The organism is Paenibacillus sp. FSL W7-1332 (assembly GCF_037969785.1).
GTDB lineage: Bacteria > Bacillota > Bacilli > Paenibacillales > Paenibacillaceae > Paenibacillus_AQ.
Window position 1 is genome coordinate 4,662,973 of record NZ_CP150209.1, and the last position, 21,887, is coordinate 4,684,859.

21 protein-coding genes and 1 pseudogene are annotated in these 21,887 nt (G+C 49.4%); 4 read left to right on the forward strand and 18 right to left on the reverse strand.

The window, feature by feature from the left end; translation table 11 throughout:
- Nucleotides 1–29 precede the first annotated feature (29 nt).
- Entirely contained in the window at nt 30–1,793 is a 1,764-nt protein-coding gene (locus tag MKX98_RS20855; protein WP_339218164.1) for a beta-galactosidase family protein, read from the reverse strand.
- A gap of 193 nt (nt 1,794–1,986) precedes the next feature.
- Here MKX98_RS20855 and MKX98_RS20860 point away from each other — a divergent pair, with 193 nt between their 5' ends.
- Together MKX98_RS20860 and MKX98_RS20865 are read left to right on the forward strand one after the other, a co-directional pair.
- Nucleotides 1,987–2,901 carry an AraC family transcriptional regulator gene (locus MKX98_RS20860; protein WP_339218166.1) on the forward strand — a complete coding sequence of 305 codons (915 nt, stop codon included), beginning with the start codon at nt 1,987–1,989 and terminating at the stop codon, nt 2,899–2,901.
- A gap of 131 nt (nt 2,902–3,032) precedes the next feature.
- Entirely contained in the window at nt 3,033–3,425 is a 393-nt protein-coding gene (locus MKX98_RS20865; RefSeq protein ID WP_339218167.1) for a DoxX family protein, read from the forward strand.
- Between the two features lie 204 nt (nt 3,426–3,629).
- Here MKX98_RS20865 and MKX98_RS20870 read toward each other — a convergent pair whose 3' ends face one another.
- The 6 genes from MKX98_RS20870 to MKX98_RS20895 all read right to left on the reverse strand — a co-directional run bounded on the left by MKX98_RS20870 (nt 3,630) and on the right by MKX98_RS20895 (nt 9,336).
- A complete protein-coding gene (locus MKX98_RS20870; RefSeq protein ID WP_220684694.1) occupies nt 3,630–4,871 on the reverse strand; it encodes an MFS transporter in 1,242 nt (413 codons plus the stop codon).
- Nucleotides 4,872–5,013: 142 nt separating this feature from the next.
- Nucleotides 5,014–5,292, reverse strand: coding sequence for a hypothetical protein (locus MKX98_RS20875; protein ID WP_194543429.1), 279 nt, complete (start codon nt 5,290–5,292; stop codon nt 5,014–5,016).
- 9 nt (nt 5,293–5,301) lie between these two features.
- Nucleotides 5,302–6,795: an alpha-N-arabinofuranosidase gene (locus tag MKX98_RS20880; protein WP_339218170.1), complete on the reverse strand. Its 1,494-nt coding sequence runs from the start codon at nt 6,793–6,795 to the stop codon at nt 5,302–5,304.
- Nucleotides 6,796–6,989: 194 nt separating this feature from the next.
- Entirely contained in the window at nt 6,990–7,736 is a 747-nt protein-coding gene (locus MKX98_RS20885; protein WP_339218172.1) for an amino acid ABC transporter ATP-binding protein, read from the reverse strand.
- Between the two features lie 15 nt (nt 7,737–7,751).
- The gene (locus tag MKX98_RS20890; protein ID WP_339218174.1) at nt 7,752–8,411 is read right to left on the reverse strand and encodes an amino acid ABC transporter permease; all 660 of its coding nucleotides are present in this window, start codon (nt 8,409–8,411) and stop codon (nt 7,752–7,754) included.
- 157 nt (nt 8,412–8,568) lie between these two features.
- A complete protein-coding gene (locus MKX98_RS20895; RefSeq protein ID WP_127592358.1) occupies nt 8,569–9,336 on the reverse strand; it encodes an amino acid ABC transporter substrate-binding protein in 768 nt (255 codons plus the stop codon).
- 283 nt (nt 9,337–9,619) lie between these two features.
- Between MKX98_RS20895 and MKX98_RS20900 the strand changes: the two genes are divergently transcribed.
- Nucleotides 9,620–10,345: a hypothetical protein gene (locus MKX98_RS20900; protein WP_194543432.1), complete on the forward strand. Its 726-nt coding sequence runs from the start codon at nt 9,620–9,622 to the stop codon at nt 10,343–10,345.
- A 227-nt stretch (nt 10,346–10,572) separates the two neighbouring features.
- On the opposite strand, the gene MKX98_RS20905 is transcribed toward MKX98_RS20900, so the two are convergent.
- The 9 genes and pseudogenes from MKX98_RS20905 to MKX98_RS20945 form a co-directional block, all read right to left on the reverse strand.
- Nucleotides 10,573–11,088 (reverse strand): hypothetical protein, encoded by a 516-nt coding sequence (locus MKX98_RS20905; RefSeq protein WP_113058790.1) that lies wholly within the window; start codon nt 11,086–11,088, stop codon nt 10,573–10,575.
- Nucleotides 11,089–11,423: 335 nt separating this feature from the next.
- The gene (locus MKX98_RS20910; RefSeq protein ID WP_339218179.1) at nt 11,424–12,353 is read right to left on the reverse strand and encodes a manganese-dependent inorganic pyrophosphatase; all 930 of its coding nucleotides are present in this window, start codon (nt 12,351–12,353) and stop codon (nt 11,424–11,426) included.
- Nucleotides 12,354–12,479: 126 nt separating this feature from the next.
- Complete coding sequence (locus MKX98_RS20915; protein ID WP_339218181.1) at nt 12,480–13,502, reverse strand: FAD-binding protein; 1,023 nt, start codon at nt 13,500–13,502, stop codon at nt 12,480–12,482.
- Between the two features lie 199 nt (nt 13,503–13,701).
- Nucleotides 13,702–14,574, reverse strand: a pseudogene (gene rpoD / locus MKX98_RS20920) (RNA polymerase sigma factor RpoD); the annotation flags it as partial.
- A gap of 284 nt (nt 14,575–14,858) precedes the next feature.
- A complete protein-coding gene (gene nagZ / locus MKX98_RS20925) occupies nt 14,859–16,178 on the reverse strand; it encodes a beta-N-acetylhexosaminidase (protein WP_259445208.1) in 1,320 nt (439 codons plus the stop codon).
- A gap of 172 nt (nt 16,179–16,350) precedes the next feature.
- A complete protein-coding gene (locus MKX98_RS20930; protein ID WP_220687572.1) occupies nt 16,351–16,557 on the reverse strand; it encodes a hypothetical protein in 207 nt (68 codons plus the stop codon).
- Between the two features lie 72 nt (nt 16,558–16,629).
- The gene (locus MKX98_RS20935) at nt 16,630–17,478 is read right to left on the reverse strand and encodes a DegV family protein (RefSeq protein ID WP_220684690.1); all 849 of its coding nucleotides are present in this window, start codon (nt 17,476–17,478) and stop codon (nt 16,630–16,632) included.
- Nucleotides 17,479–17,627: 149 nt separating this feature from the next.
- Nucleotides 17,628–17,981, reverse strand: coding sequence for a GIY-YIG nuclease family protein (locus MKX98_RS20940; RefSeq protein ID WP_220684689.1), 354 nt, complete (start codon nt 17,979–17,981; stop codon nt 17,628–17,630).
- A gap of 27 nt (nt 17,982–18,008) precedes the next feature.
- Nucleotides 18,009–18,764, reverse strand: a complete 756-nt coding sequence (locus tag MKX98_RS20945; RefSeq protein ID WP_071220271.1) for a DUF2087 domain-containing protein — start codon at nt 18,762–18,764, stop codon at nt 18,009–18,011.
- Between the two features lie 157 nt (nt 18,765–18,921).
- Here MKX98_RS20945 and MKX98_RS20950 point away from each other — a divergent pair, with 157 nt between their 5' ends.
- On the forward strand, nt 18,922–20,220 hold the full coding sequence (locus MKX98_RS20950; RefSeq protein WP_339218184.1) for an MFS transporter: 1,299 nt from the start codon (nt 18,922–18,924) through the stop codon (nt 20,218–20,220).
- On the opposite strand, the gene MKX98_RS20955 is transcribed toward MKX98_RS20950, so the two are convergent.
- Nucleotides 20,210–20,887: a DUF4166 domain-containing protein gene (locus MKX98_RS20955; RefSeq protein WP_339218185.1), complete on the reverse strand. Its 678-nt coding sequence runs from the start codon at nt 20,885–20,887 to the stop codon at nt 20,210–20,212. The two genes, MKX98_RS20950 and MKX98_RS20955, sit on opposite strands and share 11 nt — an antisense overlap.
- Nucleotides 20,871–21,824: a DoxX-like family protein gene (locus tag MKX98_RS20960; protein WP_339218187.1), complete on the reverse strand. Its 954-nt coding sequence runs from the start codon at nt 21,822–21,824 to the stop codon at nt 20,871–20,873. The genes MKX98_RS20955 and MKX98_RS20960 overlap by 17 nt, the downstream gene beginning before the upstream one ends.
- Between the last annotated feature and the right edge of the window lie 63 nt (nt 21,825–21,887).

Sequence of the window (21,887 nt, forward strand, 5' to 3'; positions counted from 1 at the left end):
TGATGATCGTTTGCCTACCCACACCCTAATTAACCCAAGTCGGGTTGATCAACAAGTTCGATGCTTGCTGTTTCGGTATGGTGCAGCTCAAACACCAAAATTTCATTGCGGCCCTGCTTCAGCAGGGGTCCAGGCAGGTAAAGCGCTGCTTGCGGTCCTTGTTCCCAGTAACGCCCCAGGTTGAAGCCATTGACCCATACAACCCCTTTTCCCCATCCGTCCAAGCGGATAAACGTATCTCCAATGTCATCCACCGAGAATTCACCTCGATAAAAGGTAGGGCGGTCCTGCTGTTCAAACGGACCCGTAAGCGGTTGAAACGATGCCGCATTCGGATTCTCAAGCGGCACAGGATAGATGCTCCAGTCATACAGGAACTGGTTGTTCATCCGGACTCCCTCAGTGATTCCTTTATAGTCCTTCAGCTTCGGGCCGTAATTGATACGCCCCATATTCTCGACAACGATCTCCAGCTTGGCGCCGGCTGCCGGAACATCGAGCTGGAGGGCTTGGGTATTCCAGCGTTCAACCGTCCCCTGATACTTACCGTCCAGGAATACCTGTGCCCGGTCATGCACCTCTTGCAGATGCAACGATTCTCCCTGGCGAGGTCCGGTAATTTCCGTTGCATAAACGATGAAGCCATAGCTTTGACCCAGCAGTTCCATCGGTACAGGTGTTGTGCGTTTCACCGCCTCGGATAGCGTCGGCAGATGCTCCAGCAAGTCGGCATAATGCGTCATGCGAACCGTGCCATAGCTTTTTTTCTTGACGGGCTGAGGCAAACTTGGAAAATCAGAGAGCTCTTTTCCCTGATGCTTCGCAATCATGCTGCGAATAGCCTCGTACTTAGCTGTTACATCCCCGCACTCCGAGAGTGGGGCATCATAATCATAGCTGGTGATCGTCGGCTCATACTTCTCGTGAAAATTCGCCCCGTTATAAAATCCGAAATTTGTTCCCCCATGAAACATGTAGAAATTCACGGATGCATTCAAGTCCAGCATCTCTTTGAATACGGCGGCAGCATCTTCCGCGTCCCGGGTATGATGCGGTTTCAGCCAATGATCAAACCATCCGTTCCAGTATTCCATGCACATGAGAGGGTCTTCCGCTCGATATTCCCGCAGTTTGGCAAAAGCCTCTTCCGTTCTCGAACCAAAGTTGACGGTGGCAAGCACGCCTGGAACGGTTCCCCCTTGCAGCATTCCGTCGGTGGGACCATCCGAAGTGAACAGCAATACATCTACGCCCCGCTTGATCAAGCCATCCTTCAAGTATTCCAGATATGCCGTATCATTTCCGTAGCTCCCGTACTCGTTCTCGATTTGCATTGCAATCACCGGGCCTCCATTGGAGGTTAATAACGGAACCAGCCGCGGAATCAGTTCATCATAATAATGGTCAACCTTCTCCAGATACAACGGATCCATGCATCGCAGTTGGATATCCGGATACTGCAGCAGCCAGGACGGCAGCCCGCCAAATTCCCATTCTGCGCATATGTAAGGGCTTGGCCGAAGGATCACATGCAGCCCGAGGTCACCGGCGATTTGGACGAATCTCTCCAAGTCGGCGATGCCTTCAAACGTAAATTGTCCTTCCTTGGGTTCATGCAAATTCCAGGGAATATAGGTTTCCACGGTGTTTAATCCACAGCTTTGCAGCTTCATTAGTCTGTCTTCCCAATACTCCGGCACGATCCGAAAATAATGTACGGCACCCGACAAAATCTGGATCGGCTCATCGCCGAGCACGAACTGTTGATTAACCGCTTTCAATTGAGCTTTCATTTTCTGTTTCCTCCCTGCTCGTATCATTTTGCTTGCTATTGTCATCATCTATCAAAAGCTCGTGCTGCTCAATCTCCAAATGGAGCATTCTTTATACCTTTTGTGCCGAATATTCAGAATCGAGAAGAACCTATTATGATACAATATATGGCATAATCACTGGAATTTTCGAAGCTAAAGGAGCATGGCCATTATGCATATCGCTTTTCGCTTTCCCAATATGATTCACACGCTTCAAGTAACGGGATGCCATTTTGATTCCCAGCAGCCCGGCTGGAGTTATCCGAGGCATCATCATCACCTGTTTGAGCTGCTGTACTGTCTGGAAGGCGAGGTTCTCCAGGAAATTCATCGGGAGTCTTTTACGCTGCGGCAAGGAGAATGGCTTCTGATCAAATCCGGAGTCCCCCATCAAACCACGAATCTGGCCAATGGGCCATATGGATACTTTAATGTTCATTTTGATCTCGATGATCAGGAAATTCGAAGCTCATTATCGGCTGCCCCTTACCGTCACATTCGCCAGCAGGAAAGTGCGCACAGCAATCTGAAGGCATACGTTCAAGAGCTGGAGGGAATCGTTCGACGCAGTCAGCCGGCAGCCCATTCGCTTCAACCGGAGAACCCGAGGGCTGAATACAATCTCACTTTTGAAGACAGACTGCTGCTCCAATCCTATACATTGCTCATCATCCACGATGTGCTCTCCCTCCTGAAGGTGCAGGATGAGGTCCATCTGTCTTCGTCGACACAGGCAGTATCAGGCTCCCATAAGCCGTCTTCCTTGCTTGCAGCCGATGCGGCGCATGCCATTGAAGAGAAGCTGTCATCAGGGCTTACAGAAGAGATCTCTGTCACAGCCGTATCCAAAGAGCTGAATTTAAGCCGCAGCCAATGCAGCAAGTTGTTTCGCCAAGTTTACGGAATATCGCCAAGACAATATATCAGCCGACAAAAGCTCACCCTGGCCAAAGAGCTGCTGGTCACGACCCATCTGCCAATGACGGCGATTGCCGACAAACTCGGCTTTCGCTCAGCCAGCCATTTTTCAAGGCAATTCCGCCGCTGGACCGGGCAGTCGCCGACTGAATACCGTCCCAGACACTAAGTCGTGAAACCTGATTATTTTTAGTAAGTTACTTGACAATCAATAGCATAATTGAGTATGATACAATCTATAGTTTCAGCTATACAAAAGTTAGTTGATAACCACTTAAAAATAAGGAGCTGTTACCATTCATGCGTAGCTATTCTTCTATGGGTACTTTCATTATTCGGGTTATTCTGGGCGTTATCTTTTTGGCTCACGGTTTGGATAAATTCCAGAGCGGCATCGGCAACATCGAGGGCTTTTTCGCCAGTTTGGGAATCCCCGCATTCATGGCGACCGTTGTGGCCATTATCGAAATTGTGGGTGGTATTGCATTGATTATCGGTTTGGGAACGAGAATTGCCTCCCTTGTTCTTGGCGTTGTGCTTGTCGTAGCTATTTTTCAGGCCAAGCTCGGCATGGGCTTCCTGGGTGGCTATGAATTGGATATTGTCTTGCTGGCCATGGCCGTTCATCTTGCCCTTAGCGGCAGCAGCCTGCTCTCGGTCGATTCGTTGTTTGGCAAGAAAAACAAAGCCTAAGCGACGACCTTATGTAAGAAAAACGTCCATCGACGTACTCTCGAAGAAGACAGACCGCGTTTAATGGTAGTTTTTCTTGCGATATCAGGCAGCACATCCTCCGAAGTTTATACTTTCTGATATCTTAGAACATAGAAAGAGAGCCGCACCTGACGATCAGTCTCCCAAGATCCTGATCCAGTGGTACGGCTCTTTTTTTACATGTTATGAAAAGCTGCTGCCGCCCTTTTCGGCCGCTATAGCCGATTTCCTCTGCAGTCTCAGAAGCGCGAACGATAACCCTGCGGATATCGCAATACAGATGGAGCCTGCAATGTACACCATGCGAATGCCGAGTGTATCCGCAATCAGACCCATGACCGCAATCGATAAACTCGTTACCGTGGACAGCAAGATATCACGCGAAGCGTAGATTTTCGGCAGCAGCTCTTGATCCACGCTGGATTGGAGCGCGGTTTGCTGCGCCACATCCCGCAGCTGATAGGCCGGTCCCATTGCAATACATAGGATTAATGCCATGATCGGGATACTGTTTAGGCCATACCACAGGGTAAGCAAACTGAACACCGCTGATCCTACGGCCATGCATGGAATCAGATTTTTCTGGATAAAGGAAGACAGGAGCAGCATCAGCAGCCCACCCGCAATGGCGCCTATATAATAACTGGCATTAATGAATCCCCACCAAGCTTCGCCTTGATGCAGCACTTCCTTGACATACACCAGCGTGATCGCTCCCACCCAGATGGTTCCCGCGATCCCTTCAATCATATCCATCATCGTCACGATTCTTAATGTCGGATTTCTCCACAGGTAGAACCAGCCTTCACGAATCACTTCCCAGCCTGTTTTCGCTCCTCCCGCCGCAGCCGGTTCCTTCTCCTTCATAGAGCGTGCTGCGATCCAAAGGCACAACACGGATACCCAGATGAGTACGCAGCTCATGATTAACGTCGGCATATGTCCAAACCGTACAACGAGAAAGCCCGTGAAGGTATATCCTGCAATCTGCAAGGATTGACTAGTCACGGACAGAGAGCTGTTAGCCTTAACCAGCCGGTCAGGTGCAACTACTCTCGGAACCATGGACTGAATGAGCGGGTTTCCCCATCCTTCGGTAAAAGCAATGAACAAGATAAACATACACAGCACGGAAACCTGAGATGATATGTAGGGAAATGCGATAACCAATGCGGTTAACAACAGGGCTTTCATGACTTGAAGCCTCACCAGAAGCTTGGAGAAGCCGAATTTCTCCATCACAAGCGGAGCCGTAAGGCCGGCGACTAACCGTGCGACTGCGTTAAACAGCGGGAATAACGCGGCAATAAAGGCCGATCCGGATTCTTGATACATAAAGGTAGTCAATACCATGATGTAGACAACGCCTGCAAGCGAAATGCTTGAATGCGCGGTCCAGTAGTATAGAAAGCCTCCTCGTTTCATGTCCACACCCTGTTCTGCTGATCTTTTTTCTAATAGTCATAACATAGGTTGAAAGTTTCTGTAAAGATAACGGAAGTTCCCCCATACTAAAAAAAGCCTGCTCCCATGATCCATCCATGAGAGCAGACTTACTATAACTCGGCTATGAAGCGCTATGGGCAACCGACCAACGGTCCTGCCCCGGATAAGGACATCGCTTGTCTTTAAGCTTTGCGGTGATCTGTACGATGCAGCCGCACAGCGTGCATGTCGTGTTCCCTTGCAGCTTTGGACAAGAGAAGCACGCACGCAGACGGGCATCATACTCACCATCCGGCACGCAACGGTCAGACGTAAACATTGGAGATGATAGGACGCGCGTAATTTGTTCCTCGTTAACCCGGTAATCGTCATGACAACCTTTACACCGATTATCCGCCATCCTCTTCGTTTATCCTGCCGTGATCTCGAGAACGGTAACGGACATCGGTGCCAGCTTGGCACGCAGAACGTCGCCTTCCTGTTCAAAAGCATGGAATGCAGCCGGCTTCAGAGTCTCCGGCGATTCAAAGGTGTTGTGAGCGTCCAGCGAATCGGAGGCTAGCTGCTGGCCTACGATCTTGGACACCGCTCCGCTTAATCCCCGAAGCTGAATCGTCACGTCACTTTGCTCCGCATGACTCACATTACACAGACTCACATGGATTTTGCCGGCTTGATCCTTCGAGGCCGTTACGGATACTTGCGGAATCTTCTCGCCGTCCATCTCATAATCAGCGCCGCTGTAGTTGGTAGCCAAACGCTCTGCATCCTGATGCACTTTATACATATCAAACACATGATAAGTCGGAGTAAGAATCATCTTCTCGCCTTCGGTTAAAATGACGGACTGCAGCACATTGACAATCTGCGCAATGTTCGCCATGACCACCCGATCATTATGCTCGTGGAAGATATTCAGCGTTAAACCCGCCACCAGAGCATCACGGATCGTATTCTGCTGATACAGGAAGCCCGGATTGGTGCCAGGCTCTACGTCAAACCAGGTTCCCCACTCGTCTACAATGAGGCCGATCCGCTTGTTAGGATCATACTGGTCCATGATTGCCGAATGTCTCGTAATCAATTCATCCATATGAAGCGCCTTCTTCATCGTGGTGAACCATTCCTGTTCGCTGAATCCGGTAGCAGCGCCTTTGCCTGTCCAGAATTCGCCAGGAATCGTGTAATAGTGAAGACTGATGGCATCCATGAACGGATGCGCTTCTCTCATCACGGTTTCCATCCAGCGGTAATCATCCACGTTCGGGCCGCAGGCAATCTTGTAGATCTTGTTATCGCCATAGTTGCGAACATAAGTCTGATAGCGTCTGTACAGATCCGCATAATACTCCGGCCGCATATTGCCGCCGCAGCCCCAGTTCTCGTTCCCGACGCCAAAATATTTAACATTCCATGGCTTCTCGCGGCCATTCTCCTGGCGCCATGCGGCCATCGGCGACACGCCATCAAAGGTCATGTATTCAACCCATTCCGACATTTCCTGCACGGTGCCGCTGCCGACATTGCCCGATATGTATGGTTCACAACCCAGAAGCTCGCAAAGACGGAGGAATTCGTGGGTGCCAAAATGGTTGTTCTCCACAACGCCGCCCCAGTGCGTATTGACCATTTGCTTCCGATTCTCTCGTGGACCGACGCCGTCCTTCCAGTGGTACTCGTCGGCAAAACAACCGCCTGGCCAGCGCAGCACCGGTATGTTAAGCTGTTTCAGCGCCTCCAGTACATCATTGCGGATCCCCTCCGTATTCGGAATCGGTGAATCCTCACCCACCCATATGCCCTCATAAATGCAGCGACCCAGATGTTCGGAAAAATGACCATAAATATTGCGGTTGATCTTGCCTTTGGATAAATCCGAATGAATGGTAATAACATGACTCATGACTTATTCCGCTCCTCACCGTTGTTTTATAGATGTTTATATGAAACAGTTTAACAATCTTTAAAACAATGATATCGACCAAACCGGATTCCGTCAACCCGTAATTTAAACGCTTTCACGAAATAGCCTTATTTTTCACTAAAAAAAGACCGGCCCAAGCCGATCTTCCGATCGGGCTCTGAGCCAGTCTCTCTTCAACGCGTCGCCCGGATTAAAAATTCCCGGGTCCGCTCTGCCTTCGGTTGATTAAATATTTGATCCGGCGTGCCCGATTCGACGACCTGTCCGTTATCCATGAAGATCATTCGGTCCGCCACTTCTTTGGCAAAACTCATCTCATGCGTGACGATCACCATCGTCATATGCTCCTCGGCCAGCTGCTTGATAACCGCCAGCACCTCACCGGTCAGCTCGGGGTCCAGCGCCGATGTCGGTTCGTCAAACAGCATGATGTCCGGATTCATCATCAGTGCTCTCGCAATGGCCACACGCTGTTTCTGTCCGCCCGACAGATTCCCGGGGTATACGTCTGCTTTATCAGATAAACCGACCTTCTTCAGCAGAGCGGCGCTGTTTAACCTGACTTCTTCCTTTGATTGTTTCTTCACATGTTTAGGTGCCAGTCCCAGATTCTCCTGTACCGTGAGATGAGGAAACAGGTTGAAATGCTGGAATACCATGCCCATCCGGGATGTGATCGCTTTGATCCCCGGCGGGCTGGCATATACGCCATCCTTCACGAGATATTGATCCTGCAGCTTGATCGATCCGCCATTAATCTCCTCCAGATGCACCAGGCTCCGGAGCATGGTGCTCTTCCCCGATCCGGAAGGTCCGATGACGGCAATCACTTCATTCTTCTGAATCTCAAAGCTGACGTCCTTCAGCACGTCCAGCTGGCCGAAGGATTTTTTTACATGGGTTACTTCGATAATTGCCATTACACGACAGTCCTTCTATTCATATTTAAATCGGCGTTCCAGAAACTTAAACAACACGGTTAACACGAGCGTCATTAGCAGGTATATGACGCCTGCAATGAAAAACGGCATAATCGTAACATCGCGATTGACCGCCGTATAGGCGAAGTGCAGTAACTCCGGAACCGCTACGGCATACAGAAGCGCCGTATCTTTTACCAGTGTAATGGATTCATTGGATACCGCCGGCAGGGCTACGCGAAACATTTGGGGCAGAATCACTTTCGTGGTCGTTTGCCAGCGGTTCAGGCCCAGCACCTTGGACGCTTCATATTGACCCTTGTCAATCGCCAAGAGGCCTCCCCGAAAGATCTCCGCAAAATAAGCGGCATAGTTTAGCACAAATGCCAAACATGCGGCTACAAAACGGTCCAGAACGAGATACTCTCCGATCACGGGCAGCACTGGCAGCCCAAAACAAAAGAACAACAGCTGCAGCAGCAGCGGGGTACCACGAAACACATAAATATAGGCATTGGCCAACCAAGCCAGCGGCTTGATTGCGCTTCGAACCATTAACGTGAACACAAACCCGAGCGGGATGGAAACCAGGATAGCAATTAAAAACAACAGTATCGTTGTCTGTGCGCCCTCCAGCATCGGTTTGCCGATTTGAACAATGTAATCCATACTCATATACGCTTAACTCCTAATGGAAAAACTTCTTGAGATGCTTGAAGTTCTTCAAAAATATCGTAGACCCATGGAAGGAACACAAAACCGGAGCCTTTGGTCAAAGTCCGGTTTTTTGGAATACCTATGGAAGGATGAATAACCATCCTTGTGGAACGTCTTACTTCAACACTTTGTTTTCGCCAAACCATTTCTCGGAAATCTTGGCTGCCGTACCATCGGCATTCATTTCGTCCAGTGCTTTTTGCAGGCTTTGAAGCAGCTCCTCGTTGCCCTTTTTAACCCCGATCCCGTACTGCTCCGGTGCCAGAGATTCCTCGAGAATCTTGTATATTCCCTCTTCCTTGGACATGAAGTATTTCATCACCACTTCGTCTATGACCACAGCCTCTACGCGTCCATTCTTCAAATCGCTCAGAGCCAGCATATTGTCAGGGAATTCGTTGATCTTCTTCACTTGCGTGTGAATCTCGTTGGCGCTTAACGCGTCAGCTGCCGAGGACAGCGACTGCAAACCGATCTCTTTGCCTGCCAAATCGCTGATCGAAGTTATATCCGAATCAGCCAGCACGGCGACGACCTGACTGTTCTCCAGATAAGGCTTGGTGAACAACACTTTCTCCTTGCGCTCATCGGTGATGGTATAGCCGTTCCATATCAAGTCAATGCGGCCGCTGCTAAGTTCGGACTCCTTCGATTTCCAGTCAATCGGCTGGAACTTGACTTCCTTGCCCATCTTCTCAGCGGCTGCACGGGCATAATCGATATCAAAGCCGACAATTTCATTGCTCTCGTCGCGAAAGCCCATGGGCGCAAACTTGTCGTCGATCCCGACAACCAGCTCATTGCCGCCGCTTGCGGAGCTTGAACAGCCGACTACGGTTAATAACAGCATGAAGCCTGCTAATACTGATGCTATCTTTTTCACCAAAAAATCCCCCTCGTAGACATTAAACGCAGCTATATTCTGGATGCATAGGAATTCGCATCAGATGCAAAGACTGCTTTTTCGCTTTAGTACGTTATCAAGACTCCATGATACCATATTAGCAGAGAAGAGTCGATAGTTTCATAGAATGGTCAATTTTCACCGCCTGATATGAAATTTATGTATTTTCATCCTATTTTAAGGTTATTTTAAGGATGAATTCAGTTTAGCGGGAAAGAATGATGGACTGTAAGACCAACATCAAGAAAGGCGGTAAACAACAATGACAACCCACTTGAAGTCAATGAAGCGGCTGGTGCTTGTCGCCATCGCTGTAGTCATGGGCCTCGCTTATCTTCCCGTCTCGGTCTCGGCGGAACCGGTCGGACAGCAAACAGAATCACCGGCTGTTCCTTCTTCCCAAGACGAACGCGGGCAACATAAACCCGGTCATATGTTCAAGGCCATCTCCGAATTTCTGAAGCTGGAACCGCAAGTTCTTCGAGATAAACTCAAAACCTCGACACTCGCGGAAATAGCCAAGGAACAAGGTGTATCCAGAGAGGCCGTAAAAGCCAAGATCGTTGAGCTGTTGAAGGATAAAATCTCCTCGCATCCGAAGCAGTTGGGCAAATCCATCGATTACTCCGCTGCCGCGGACAAGCTGCTTGACGCCAAAGGCGGGTGGCAGAAGCAGCGGATGCATCAGCGCCATGGCCGGTTGATCTCGGATAGCGACGAGCTGGCCAAACTTCTGAAGACGACGCCGGAAGCACTCAAACAGTCGCTCCAATCTGGAAAATCGCTGGCACAGATCGCGAAGGAGCAAGACGTGCCCGTCCAGTCCGTCATTGATCAACAAGTCCAGGCACTCACGAAGCGCCTGGATCAGAAGTTGACCGAAGGCAAACTGACGAAGGAAGAATACGAGGAGCGCAAATCCAGAATTGCTCCGTTCGTGAGCGATGTGGTGAATGGTAAACTCAAACCGATGAAACATAGCCGGTAATGTACCCGCTTAACGCATAACCTTTTGTCATTGAATAAGAAAAACGTCTATCGACGTACTTTCCCAAATAGACAGACCGCATTTAGCGGAAGTTTTTGTTGCGAGATAAGGATGCTAAGCCTCGGATGTTTATACTTTCTTATCTCTTAACACAAGAGCCGCTCCATCGGTTAGGAATAACCCATGAAGCGGCTCTTTATCGTCCGTTTATTCTATTTAACATCCATTTAAGGCACATATTGCTGGATCATCTTCACTACGACGCCATCTTCGACGGTGATATGAAATGGAAACCATTTCATGTCTACGATATCATCCTTTTCGTAGATATTCGTGAATTTGTCCAGGCTCACCATCTGGTTCCAGGAAATCTGAGCATCCTCATACCGTCCGGTATGATCGTACAACTGAAGCAGCACTTCGGCATCATCAGCCACAGGAAGTTCAATCTGTTCTTCCGTATCATTTACGATATAATAACCATCCGGTGCTTCCGTCATCTCAGGGTCCTGCTCCCGTTCGCGGAATACCTGATTCGCTTCCTCGCCCTCGTACCATTCAATCGGATCTACTTGCAGATAGACCTTGCCGTCTCTAATCTCAAGCCCGTTAATATAGACAGCTTCCTGATTCGAAGCTTTCGGAACCGGCTCATAATTGTTGCCTGAGGCTACACCAACGGTTGTCATCATGATCAGTACCAGCAGCATCATTGCTCCCAATTTCCAAGCCGACTTCTTCATCTTCTCATCGCTCCCTCTTCATCTTCTATTAAATGGATTCAACTCGTGAACCCTACCCGACTTATCACGCATTAAATATTAGTAACCCAATTCCTGGATATTTGAAACGTATATGTATTTTATCATTCATAACTTTATTATAAGGACCCACTTGGTAAAATGGATGTCAATTTGATGTAAATTCATTACAATATTTCAATCTTCGGAAGCGCTTAAATACGGGACGATGAAGGATCGTCCGCTATGTCGAACCGGGAAACATCCCAAATAAAAAAACAAGCCTTCCCCGCTGATTCCTCAGTCGATGGTCAGGCTTGTTTAGGTTCACACAAATATTATTGATTGAATGCTTCGGTCAGGACAGGAACAATCTGCGATTTGCGGGAAACCACGCCTTTAAGAAGAGCCTTGTTCTCCGACAGGGACACATTGTAGGCTTTCTCAACGGCCTTGGACTCTTTACCGAGTGCAAGAGCGATCGAATCGTTGTTCAGAATATCTGTCACTACGAAGACGAACAGATCCAGGTTTTTGTCGGCAATAATCGCTTGAATCGCATCTTCGAGTTCGGCTTGACGGGACAATACATCATTGGTATCCACCGCGTTAACCTGTGCGATTTCCACTTTGGCTCCGCCCATTTGGAATTCCTTGGCGTCCAGGGAGATCAATTGCGCGATGGTTTTGTCGCTCAGATCGGCGCCTGCCTTGAGCATCTCCAACCCATAGCTGTCTGCATCCACGCCAGCGATCTCAGCCAGCTCGCGAGCTGCTGCGATATCTTCGTCTGTGCAGGTTGGGGATTTGAACAACAGGGAGTCCGAGATGATGGCGGACAGCATCAGGCCAGCAATTTCTTTGCGAACGGCTATACCTTTTTCCTTGTAGATCTTGTTCAGAATGGTAGCTGTGCAGCCGACAGGCTCCGCACGGTAGTATAATGGGTGGCTTGTCTCAAAATTCGCGATGCGGTGATGATCGATAACCTCAATCACGCGAACCTGATCAATGTCGCTTGCGCTTTGCTGACGCTCGTTATGGTCCACGAGGATAACGTCTTGGGCTTCGTTTGCAACCGTCTCAACGAAACGAGGAGCTTCGACCTTAAAGTAATCGAGCGCATATTGCGTTTCACCGTTAACGTCTCCAAGACGCACGGGCTCGGCAGAAAGGCCGAGCTGGTTCTTCAAATCAGCATAAGCAATAGCAGAGCAGATTGTGTCCGTATCCGGATTTTTGTGTCCAAAAATTAATGTTTTTGCCATATATAATGCCCCTCTCGCAACATAAATTTCATCGTTTATATCAATAAACAGATGATCACCTATCTGATTATATCGTTAAATTCTACTTATTCCAATTCCTTTACAGAGATTATTTTCAGACCGTGTTTATACCAATACAATTTCCGGCTCCGGAACGAATCCAAAATGGTTGTTAATCGATTCCGAGATCAGATTCATCAAGTAGAGGATATCGGTTGCCTTCGCATGCTTCTGGTTCAGAATCATGTTGCCGTGATGCGGAGAGATGATCGCGCCGCCATATTCGGTTCCCTTCATATTCAGCTGATCCACGAGCGAGCCGACGGCTACTCCATAATCATAATTATTTTTGAATACGGAACCGCAGGACGGGTAGTCGAAATGGCGTTTACTCGTCCGGTACTTGATGATGTCAAGCATCGACTGCGGCGTCTCTATTCCCTTTCCTGCCAGCGCGTGCACTTCACCCAGAAAGAATGAGAAAAACGATGGCAATGAGGATGGATGGCTGCCGCGAGTCTTCCACTCTGTGAGAACTTCAGATGTCATGCTGATCTGTTCCTCCGAGCTGACCGGAATATTAAGATCGGCCCCTACTATGATCCACGGATGCTGCTGGAAGATGGATTGCTTGTATGCAAATAAACAGTCCGCTACGGGAATGGACCGTACCTTTAAGCTCGGATCCGTCGTATCGATATAATAGACCGTGTCCAGAATATCGCAGATTTGACGAGCATTATATTTAGCGTTCATATAGATGCCGGCCCCTACGCAGCCAGGCAGCAAAAAAGTAAAATCAAGCAAATCCGTCCCACCCATTAACCCCATCAAGGACAATAACGACATCGGCGCGCCGGATGAAACGTACCATTTATCGCCCGACACCCGCAGCTCCACCAGGTTTTTGAGCGATATAAACACCAGGTCATGTTTCGGTTCATCCGGAAACAGAATGTTCGAGCCCATTCCAAAGATGTACCATGGTATCCCGCGTTTCCTGCAGTCCTGCAGGAGATCCGCCAGGTCATTTGCCGTTTCAGGCATGGCCAGATAATTGGCTGAACCGCCGATCCCATACGTCGAAAAAGCAGACAGCTCCACATTGCGCTTGCACAATCGGTCGATAGCAGATGTATGTAAAGTCATCGTAGACATGTCACTCCCTATTCTTCACATTAGGCACATTCCTTACTAAATGTGGGGATGTTACATCATTATGATCCAACTGCTTAGGTGGTGTCAATCTGGAGTGGAATCCTGGCGAAATAGCAAAAAACCCCTGGATTACAGCCCGTAGACCGTAACCAAGGATTCATTCATCATCTCTTTATTTGTCCCCCAGGATTTATTCAAGGAAATCCTTGAGTCGTTTGCTGCGGCTCGGATGACGCAATTTACGAAGCGCCTTCGCCTCGATCTGCCGAATGCGTTCACGCGTAACGCCGAATACCTGGCCTACTTCCTCCAGGGTGCGGGTCCGTCCATCCTCAAGTCCAAAGCGCAGTCGGAGCACATTCTCTTCACGCTCGGTGAGCGTATCCAGCACTTCCTCCAGCTGTTCCTTCAGCAGCTCAAACGCTGCGGCATCTGCCGGCGCCAATGCGTCCTGATCCTCAATGAAATCGCCCAGGTTGGAGTCGCTTTCCTCCCCGACCGGTGTTTCCAGAGACACAGGTTCTTGGGATACCTTCTGGATCTCACGTACTTTTTCCGGCGAGATATCCATCTCTTTACCGATTTCTTCCGGTGTCGGTTCGCGTCCCAGCTCCTGAAGGAGCTGCCTGGAGACACGTACGAGCTTATTAATCGTCTCTACCATATGCACCGGAATCCGGATAGTTCTTGCTTGGTCAGCAATCGAGCGGGTAATCGCCTGGCGAATCCACCAAGTGGCATACGTACTAAACTTAAAGCCCTTGGAGTAGTCGAACTTCTCCACCGCTTTGATCAGGCCCATGTTGCCTTCCTGTATCAGATCCAGGAACTGCATTCCCCGGCCAGCATAGCGTCTTGCTATACTTACAACGAGACGAAGATTCGCTTCAGCCAAACGGCGTTTCGCTTCTTCATCTCCCTCCTCTATTCGTTTGGACAGTTCCACTTCTTCATCGGCTGTAAGGAGGGGAACACGACCGATTTCTTTCAGGTACATGCGAACCGGATCGCTAATCTTGATGCCTGGTGGAAGTGAGAGATCGTCATGAACCGAAAAATCCTCTGTCGGAGAATTAGCCGCTTTCTCTGTTTCCGTAACCTCTCGTTCCAATGCAAAATCCGCACTTTGACGGTTCTCCATTCTATGCCCCCCTGTTGACAATCCCATATTTTCATGCTAATCTAGCATTAGGTTATTATGACATTAAACCAATAGTTATTTATCCTTCATTCTAGCATATTTTTCACACTATATCAACTTCTAATATATTCTAGTTCTGTTCACCCGATCTCAGGCTGAGATCGGGTTTTTATATGCTTCATCTTCTTACACTACATATGCTACGTTTACTTAAGCTGATCTAGTACCGCTTTCGTTTCTTGATTCAACGATTTCACATCGGGAGCCTTCACGGGCTCATCGCTCAGCTGATATTTGTGCTTTAGTTCAAGCGTTGCCCTCACCCGGTCGTTCAGCATCTCCTCCGGGATCACGCCGCTATGGGCAGCCTCGGTTAATGCCTGAATGACGGCTTCTTCCAATGCATATTCATGTCCGATCAGAATCATGTTGCTCCCTGCGACGACGGACTTCACGGAAGCCTCTCCTACGTCTGTGCTGCCGGAAATCGCCCCCATGGTCATATCATCCGTTATAACGACACCCTTAAACCCCATTTCTTCCCTTAACAAATCGTTGATAACGGGTTTCGAATAGGAGGATGGCGTATCCGGATCGATGCTCTTCATCAGTAGATGCGCAACCATGACCACATCGGCTCCTTCATCAATCGCTTGTTGAAACGGTACCAGCTCCAATTCATGCAGACGCTTCAGATCATGGTCAACAACGGGCAGCCCGAGATGGGAATCGACCGAAGTATCGCCATGCCCAGGGAAATGCTTCACTACAGGTACGACACCATTCTCCTGTATCCCCTTCATCGAGGCGATTCCCTGCGTGCTTACGGTTTCTGCCGTTGTGCCAAAGGATCGATCGCCGATGACCGGATTGTTCGGGTTGCTATCAATGTCCAGCACCGGGGCAAAAACCATATTGATTCCGACTCCCGACACCTTCTGCGCGATAAGTCCACCAACTTGCTTGGTCAGCGTAAGATCATCGCTCCTCCCAATTTTACCGCTTGACGGCAGCTTCACGTATTCATCAGGAAAACGGGTAACCCGTCCGCCCTCCTCATCAATGCTCAGCCAGAGCGGTACCGGATTCGCAGCATTTGCTTTTTTCAGCTCATTCAGCAGGTCTGCCGACTGCCTGGCGTTCTCGATATTATCCTTAAAAAGGATAATACCGCCTACATGGTAATCCTCCAGCAATCTGCGCGTCGTATCATCCATCGTAGTCCCTTCGATTCCAACCAGCACCAGCTGACCGATCTTCTCCTTGACGGTCATGCTATTCAGAAGCTCCGTTACCGCATCCTCAGTCCCGTTCTCGGGCAGATTCCCTTCCTCGCCATTGTTGTCCGAGCTGCCAGATGGACCCGGGGTCCCGTCTTCATCAGCTTGAGACGGGGTCTGCGGCTCCTGTATTTCCTCCGACGGCGAAGCTCCTTGTCCGTTGTTCCCGGGGTTGCCCGGTTCGGCTCCGCCCCGACAACCTGCCGCAGCCAATAGCAAGATGACAACCAGCATTGTTAAGCACATCCATTTTGTCTTACGCCTCAACATTGTCACCTTCCTTCAAATTCACACTACTATATTCGTCCTCTGTTCCACAGAGTCCTTCCATCATAACATGATTTCCATACAGTCCAAACCAGTTGAAGCTGCCCGCTAGAAGTAGAAAAGAGCCGCGTCAACAGCGACCCTTCTTCGCCTATTTAAGCAGGCCGAGCTTACGGGCCTGCTCCTCTGTTAATATAAACTGCTCTGTGTCCCACACTTCATCCTCATCCGTTCTTCCGAACATCAGCATAATATCATCCCATATATTCTTTTGCATCGCTTCAGCTTGCGTGATAATCACCTTCATGTTCACGTCATTCCTTTCCTTGGAATCATCTCCTACTACATATACAACCATCAAAGGTCATATAGAATCGAATCACAAGCAAAAGCCTGCAGATAGTATCTGCAGGCAGGATCTGTACTATAACTAGGAATATGCAGGATGATATTTAATCCACGACATGGCAATGGTGCCTTCGCCGGCATGGATGCCCGCAACGGGAATAAAGGTCATAATTTCGGTTTTCAACGCCGGATGGGCTCCGCTGATTTCCTTCTGGATCTCCTCGGCCTCTTCTACGTTGTTTGCGTGCATGATGCAGACCTTTTTAATTTTCTGCAAATCCATTTTCATAAGCTCCAGCATTCGTGACTTGGCCTTCTTGAACGTCCGGATCTTCTCTTCCACAATGACCTTGCCTTCATCAAAACGGAGCAGCAGATGAATGCGGAGCAGGTTGCTGAGAAGAAGCTGGGTGCCGGATACCCGGCCGCTGCTATGAAGCCGGTGCAGGCTTGCCGGAATAAGGTAGAATGACATGTTTTGCACCATGGACTGAATTTTCTCTTTAATCACCTGCACGGTATCCCCCTGGCTATGCCAGTGAATCCCGGACATGATCATTTCGCGTACCGGGAACGCTCCCGCTTGGGAATCGATGCCAACCACGGGTACCTCGGCAATCTCTGCCGCCTGCATAGATGAATTCAAGGTTCCGCTAAGCTCGGATGAACAGTGAATGGCGATGATATCATCATACTTCTCTTTCAAGGATTCATATAATTCGATGAATTCACCGATTGGAGGCTGTGAACTGCTTACTTTCGGTTCATCTTTCATTCTTTCATAAAAGACTTCAGCCGAAATATCAATTCCTTCCCTGTACTCCTCCTGTCCAAGTATCAACCTCAAAGGTACAATATAAATATGATTTTCCTTGGCGAAGTCAGGATCGATCGTACTCGTGCTGTCGGTTACCCATGCTATGGATCTCATTATCGTATTCACGTCTCGCTTTCGTGTAGTAAGAAGTAGGAAAGGAAGCGATTAAAGCCGCTAAATTCATCATATCTTACCCTTACAGCGTATTGCAAACGAAAGGAATGTGATTTCTTGGCTGCACATTGGTTCGCCACAGAAAAGCCTTATTTTCGCTCTGCGTTATACCCCTTTTCTCCAAAAGGTTCCAGCTGTTCAATCCAATATGCCTCCCGTTTGCTGACCGCGCCCTTCAGATCAAAGAACGGATCCTCCTTCGGTTCTATGGTTTCCAGAATCTCGAAGACAAAAGCATCCTCGCCATACTCATTCCATTCCCGCTGAAGCGTCTTATTGTAGCTCGTTCCCATCTGCAGCTCGAATCGTTTGCCGTTCATGGTCTTCAAGTTATTCGTTCCGGCCACAAACACTTTGCCGTTCTTTGTGTTCCGAATTTGATACACGCCTGCTTCGATCTTGATTTCCTTATACATTTGATTTAGTTCCTGTCTGCGATTCATCGCGTTAAACCCTCCTAATCTTAGCGTTTACGTCGTTAACCAGTACTCGCTTCCATCATCCTTGCGATCCAAAAAACCATATTCAATCAAATACCGGCGAATCGTCACATAATCGGGATGGTCCCTCCCGATCGTATCGTTGATTTCTTGCTCCGTATATTTGACGTCCGGTTGAAAACGAGCTGCGATTTCTCGCAACACGACGTACTTCTGCTTCTCTTTGAGCTTAAATGTCTTCAGCGGACCATCGGTCCCTTCAGGAAACACCTTGGCCAGGATCGCTTGCCGCTCTTCTTCGGTGACATTGTAGCGCTCATCCACCATCTTGGCGCGCTTGGGAATCTCCACGAATGCCGGTGCATGGTCATCCTTTTCCTTCAGCAGCTCCATTAAAGTCAGCAGTACCTTGGACTGTCTTTCCTTCTCCTTCAAGGCAAACCGGTGATTGCGAATCGTCGAAGCACTGCCTATGCCGAGCTCCTGTTGCACCTCTTTATCGTTCATGCCTTGATAGAAGAGCTGCAGCAATCGATTCTGATGCTCGGTTAATCCAGTCAGCTTCTTATCGAGCCCTGACAAATACTGAAATACGGAGCCATGCTCCCGGCGGATATGAATGGTCATGTATCGTTCTGACTCATATAACACATCCTGGTCCGGATAGATGATCCCTTTCTCGATCGTCTTGCCGCACAAGAGACATACCCATACGGGACCTTCGTCGATATAGCCTTGCTTAAGTTCATCTATAGAAGCATTCCAGAAACGCTCGTTCGGATCCAATGCAAACACCACTTTTCAAATTGTAATTTATATAGACATTTTATATTTTTGTCTATAACATGTCAATCACACTTCATTTCGATATAATATTTCTTCCTCCCTTCTGTGGAACCTGCTAGAATAGAGGTTGCTGCTGTAAAATTTAGGGGGTATCATCATGAGTTTCATCCAACAGTCGGCAAAAGAAATGCGTTCTTGGCCGCGCAACATCAAGCTGTTTTTTCTAGCCAACGTGCTGTATCAGATCGGTACAGGCATGTTTAGCGTGCTCTACAATTTGTACATACAAGGTCTTGGGTATAATGACTCCATGAATGGAACAGTGGTCAGTATTCAATCCCTGGCAACGGCATTGATGTTCATTCCGATTGGCCTGATCGGAGACCGCGGCAGCCGTAAGCGAATCCTCGTCCTGGGGGCATTGTTAAGCGGTGCGGGTCTGATCGCGCGCTCTTTTCTGGAGAGCGAGTTCAGCTTGCTTGGTCTTGCGGTATATACCGGTCTGTTCGCATCCTTTTTTCAGGTGCTGGCTATCCCCTTTCTAGCGGAAAACACGGCGAAATCGGCTCGCATGCGGATCTTTAGCATTCACGCCTCGCTTGTCCTTGCTTCTCAAGTGCTCGGCAGCATGGGAGGCGGATTCTTGGCGGATGCCCTGCAGGCCGTTGGTATGAACAAGGTCGGCAGCTTGAAAACCGCGCTATTCATAGGCGGACTGGCTACCTTGGCGGCATTCATCCCGCTCTTGTTCACAGCCGATCAGAAGGCCGAAGACATACAGGCATTGGATGCACCGCTTCCTGATCATCAACCGGCTCAGGCAGGAAGAGCAGTAAACGCCTCCGGTTTGGGGGATTACAAAGTCATCGGGCAGTTCGCGCTTGCCCAATTGTTAATCGGCCTGGGCTCGGGACTTGTCGTGCCTTATTTGAATTTGTACTTTACCAACCGCTTCTCGGTATCTTTATCGGCCGTCGGCATTCTGATATCACTTGGACAAGTCATGACCATTGTATCGATGCTGATCGGACCTACGCTGGTGAATCGGGTGGGAGCCGTTAAGGCCGTGGTGCTCTTTCAAGTTCTATCCTTGCCCTTCCTGCTGTTAACCGGATTCACGAACGTACTTCTCATTGCATCGGTCGGCTTCCTGTTCCGCCAAGCCCTGATGAATGCCGCCAATCCGATACAATCCTCGATTCTGATCGACCGTGTACCGGATCACCGAAGAGGAATCGCCAATTCGGTTACGCAAACGGCCTTCATGCTGGGCTGGGCCACCATGGGACCCGTACAATCCAAGCTCGTCACCACTTACGGCAGCTATTGGGGATATGCGATCACATTTTGCATTACCGGAACGCTATATGTCGTATCTTCGTTTCTATACTACCGAATGTTCCGTGAGCGCAAGAGCAGCAGCCTCTCCTCCTCCAATACCGCCGCTACTCTCTAGCCTCAACTCGCAGAGGTTTTACATGTTTCGGAACGGCTCCATCGGCCACAGCAATGGTCCGGGCCTGGAAGCTTCCCTTGTACCGGAAGACAGGCCCCAATATCGGATTGCGCACCTCAACGGATATCCGGTATCGTTGACTCCCGTCATCATACCATTCGTTTACATCGGCTGTTCCGGTGAACCACCGGGGAAATCGAAACTGCAAAAGCCCCTCATAAAATCTCTGCTCCCCCGATTGAATGCAAATGCCGCCGCTCTCCCCCGCGGCTATCCGGAGATCGACCGCCAAGTGCTGTTTATTCCCTAAATAATCCACGATACGGCGGCGCTGTGCGCTATAGATCATTGTGGCATCAAACCGCCTTTGGACACCCGGAAAATCAAAGCTGCGACACCACGTCACCGTTTCTCTTCCCCATTCGTCACGATAAGCATAATTCTCAATCCGAAACGGGATCCCTTTCCCTCGATTCGGAAACATAATATGCCGCATCGTGCCTATATAGAGAGGCAGTGCAGCCCAAGGCGCGTACCAGATCTCTTCCATGACGCCTTCGCCAATCGAAGCGATGTGATCCTTGCTGTCAAACCCGAAGCGCTCCCGAATTTTGGGATGGAGCATTTGAAATTGCGAGCCTAGCGCTTGTTCATAGATCGAGGTCACGACTCACCCCTCCTTTGCGGGATTTATCCCCGGGGATGGGTTTTCGTGCCGGGCGGTAGGCGCTTGGTAAATCTGCAGCGGACAGTGAAGCCATCAAGCAAAACCCCATCATGGATCCACTAAGCGTTAACGGATTGAACGGGGCCTTCATTAACTGAGGGTCTGTTATCCATGCTCCAAGCATCAAGATCGCAAGCAAGCTCATCAGCAGCCTGTACCACAACCGACTCTTGTGAAAGAGCAGCGTCAATAAGCCGACGCCGATCTCGGCAATGCCGAGTAAGGTTAACACCACCCCCTCCTGCTCTCCAGCCAAGCCCGACTGCCTCAACAGATCAAGCTCCCCGGCTTCCGGGAACAACAGCTTCGGTACCAGCCCCTCATAACACCATAGAACGACCAGCATCATCACGCTCAAGGCATGGATGAATGCCTTCCGGATCGTTGCCAAGGGCGGAATATCCTTCTCTGCCCACAATCGCAGCACATCAAAGCTCCAAGCCGTCGCCAGGCCGAATAAAGGCCGGAACAACAAACGGTCAAACCAGGCGCCCGCCAGGCCGAACCGCGTTTTGTAATCGTATTGGGTAGAGAAACGTATGCCCCCGCTCCCCTTGTCCTGATACTTCCAATAGCCGCTTCCCTCCCGAATGAGGGAGCTGCGCTGATCCGAGCCGAATCGCAGCACCGAGATTCGTTTCCCCGTCTTCGGGTGAACAGCCGTTTTCGTGGCTCCCGACCCTGTCACTTCCAGTCCAAACCCAATGCGGGTTTTATATAAAAACCGCTGGATATCCGAATCAGCCTCCGGTACATAATGAATCTCGGAAAATCGCAGATCCCACTGTTGATGCAGCTCAGGCTTTTGCGTCAACGTCCACAGCTTATCCATATCCGACTGGATATCGAGTTCAACATAGATCGGATTTCTCTTCATGCGCTTTAGCTCCCCTCGGGATGTCCTCTAGTTTCTTAAGCCGGACACCTCTCTATCTACAAG